The following is a 255-nucleotide window of genomic DNA, read 5'->3' as shown; positions in this document are numbered from 1 at the left end:
CGAAGGCATTCTCCATCTCCAGGTATTCGTTTCGAGCTTCTAATTCCTTGATCCGCAGCTTGAGACGTTCATGCTCATCCAGTTCCTCTACAGGCTTCTTTCGACCGCGATTGTCCTTAAGAGCATCTTCACTGCCTGCTTGATACTTCCGAACCCAGGCATACACTTGCTGATAAGATACACCGTACTTTTCGATGGCTTTCTGATAATCCAAACCATTAGCGATTGTATATTGCGCAATTTCAATACGTTCCT

1 protein-coding gene is annotated in these 255 nt (G+C 45.1%); it reads right to left on the bottom strand.

The window, feature by feature from the left end; translation table 11 throughout:
* Positions 1–255, bottom strand: a 255-nt coding sequence (locus KI367_RS26945) for a helix-turn-helix domain-containing protein (RefSeq protein ID WP_212953356.1), incomplete at both ends; no start/stop codon positions are given.

Source organism: Paenibacillus cookii (assembly GCF_018333375.1).
GTDB lineage: Bacteria > Bacillota > Bacilli > Paenibacillales > Paenibacillaceae > Paenibacillus_AQ > Paenibacillus_AQ cookii.
The sequence above is the reverse complement of the archived record's forward strand: the minus strand, read 5'-3'. Positions and strand labels throughout refer to the sequence as shown.